General features: G+C 39.5%; 2 protein-coding genes and 1 pseudogene. 2 read left to right on the top strand and 1 reads right to left on the bottom strand.

What is annotated here, in order from left to right; all coding sequences use genetic code 11:
- The coding region (locus ACOVO2_RS16395) for a TlpA disulfide reductase family protein (RefSeq protein ID WP_421771016.1) at positions 1-1,012 on the bottom strand (1,012 nt) is incomplete at its 3' end.
- A 256-nt stretch (positions 1,013-1,268) separates the two neighbouring features.
- Between ACOVO2_RS16395 and ACOVO2_RS16390 the strand changes: the two genes are divergently transcribed.
- Positions 1,269-2,267: an NADP-dependent oxidoreductase gene (locus tag ACOVO2_RS16390; RefSeq protein WP_421771015.1), complete on the top strand. Its 999-nt coding sequence runs from the start codon at positions 1,269-1,271 to the stop codon at positions 2,265-2,267.
- A gap of 51 nt (positions 2,268-2,318) precedes the next feature.
- A pseudogene (locus ACOVO2_RS16385) lies at positions 2,319-2,569 on the top strand (hypothetical protein); the annotation flags it as partial.

Genomic DNA, 2,569 nt, shown 5'->3' with positions numbered 1-2,569 from the left:
CTTTCGTATCCCAAAGTAGTTTTAGGAAGTCTTTCAGCGGCATATCCATTCCTACTTTATTGTCAGTTTGCGTTATTTCTTTATTAGTAGAAAGTGCATATACCTTGCGGGTGCGATTTTCGTTTTTAGCTTTTAGCCCGAAAATATCCTCTAAGTTTTTCATACCAATTTCTCCCAACCGATGTTTCATTGACTCAGGCACTTTGATAATTAGGCAATACTGCTGTTTTTCCTCCAATAAATATTTGGTTTGCTCCGAAACCTCCAAACATGCTCTATCATTAGGATTTGGGCGAGTAGTTTGATAAAGCACTTGGTACATCAGCGGTACTGTACAATTAATAAATTCGTACTCGAAATCTGATTTTTTATTGATTTGTGGCTGTACGCCTTCTTTGTGTGCCGAAACTGCCACTTTATAAAAACTTTTATCTTCTGCCTGCCCAATGCTCATAGCCGTGGCACTTTCGGTCTTTGTGGCAAACTCGGCTTTGGTTTTTACGGCTAATATTGCCCCGCTTTTTGCCAAATAAATTACTTCTTCGGTTACTTCTTCGGGCGATGTGATGGCTTTGATGTAGCCTTGTGGGTCGATGATAATCGTATGAGGCATCAGTTGATGATAAAACAACTGATTGATTGATTTATTGGCATCAATCGCAATCGGCATCGAAGTTGGACGTTTTTTTAAGAAATTTACGACTTTCCACCGCTCTTCGTCGGTTACGTTGATAACTTCTAAATCGGTCGGAAACTTTTTCTGTAAAGTGGCTAAATGGTCCATCGCAGGAAAACACGGCCCACAGTAAGTTGCCCAAAACTCCAAAATGACTACTTTTCCACGATAGTCTTTGATGTTTTTCTTGGTTGTACCTTCTTTAGTAAGAATATTTATATCGAAATCAGGTACTAATGAGCCTAACTGAATCGATTCTGAAACCGCTCCTTCTTGTGCATAAGTACGCACCACAAATGCACATACAATACTGACGATGGTTAAAATCCTTCTCATTATGTTTCGATTACGATTAAAATCTATGCAAAATTAAGCCTTTCTTTGGAGTTTTTGCATAGTAAAATAGTCGACTTGGTGCTAAAATGAAAAAAACAAACAATATTTTAAGCAAATTTGAGCAAAAACCCTGCCATTGAGTAGGGGAGGTTATTTTTCAGAATGGTCTTCTCTATCAAGATAATTTTATGCGTGCATACTATTTTTCAAGAAATTTGGTTTAATTTCGCCATTATCTATCAACTAAAAAACCAAGATGAAAAATACACAAGTAAAACTTATTGCTCGACCAGTGGGAGCTCCAACGGCCGATTGTTGGGAAATTATCGAAACCGAAACTCCCGAATTGGCTGAAAATCAGATTCTTGTTCAGAACCAATATTTGTCAATCGACCCAGCCATGCGTGGTTGGATGAACGAAGGGAAATCATATATCAGACCTGTAAAAATAGGTGAAGTAATGCGTGCTTTGGGTGCGGGTGTAGTAGTGGAATCGAAACACACTGATTTTAAAGCAGGCGATTTTGTAACTGCTGGAACGGGTGTGCAGGAATATGCAATTTTGGATGGAAAAGAAGCTGTGAAAGTTGACCCAAGTTTTGTTCCTCTACCAGCCTACCTCGGTACTTTGGGAATGTCGGGCTTGACAGGTTATTTTGGATTGTTGGATACTGGCCAGCCCAAAGAAGGTGAAACAGTGGTGGTTTCGGGAGCAGCAGGTGCTGTGGGAAGTGTGGTTGGACAAATTGCCAAAATAAAAGGCTGTCGAGTGGTGGGAATTGCTGGCGGAGCCGATAAATGCCAATATGTGGTGGAAGAATTGGGCTTCGATGCTTGCGTTGATTATAAAGTAGGAAATTTAAGAAATCAACTGAAAGAGGCTTGTCCGGCAGGAGTTGATGTGTACTTTGATAACGTTGGTGGTGAAATTTTGGATACTGTACTGACGTTGATAAATCTTCGTGCAAGAATCGTAATTTGTGGAGCGATTTCGCAGTATAACGCAACCGAAAAGCCAGTTGGGCCAAGTAATTATCTATCGCTTTTGGTGAATCGTGCAAGAATGGAAGGAATTGTAGTGTTTGATAATGCCGCCAATTATGGAAAAGCGGTAAAAGAAATGGCAGGTTGGATTGCCCAAGGAAAACTTAATTCAAAAGTTTATGTGGCCGAAGGTGGCGTAAAAGCTTTCCCCGAAACATTGATGAAATTATTCAAAGGAGAAAATACGGGTAAGTTGGTTTTGAAAGTTTAGTTGAGTCGATGGTCGGTAGTCGATGGTCGATAGCTTTTTATATTGCTGTCTATGTTGTCTCATGCTGAAAATATTGATGTTTTAATCGAACGCATCGCCTTGTGCCAGTCACGAGGTGATGCGTTTTTTCCTGATGGAATTTTTCCTTCTTATCGGCATAAAAAATATCTTTTTTATCGCCGACCCGATACCAATATTTTTTATACGGCCACTATTGTATTCATTCTAAATCAGGTAAAAGATAAAGTTTCGGCAAAATCTCAAACGATTATTGAACACATTACGGCAAGGGCTATTAAAAA

Origin of the sequence: Emticicia sp. (assembly GCF_049241225.1) — a bacterium.
Classification (GTDB): Bacteria; Bacteroidota; Bacteroidia; order Cytophagales; family Spirosomataceae; genus Emticicia.
Note: the sequence above shows the minus strand (reverse complement) of the source record. Positions and strands in the feature narration are given on the sequence as shown.

Excerpts from the sequence above, each read along its gene's own strand:
- ACOVO2_RS16390 (WP_421771015.1), top strand. The coding sequence starts at position 1,269 with ATGAAAAATACACAAGTAAAACTTATTGCTCGACCAGTGGGAGCTCCA.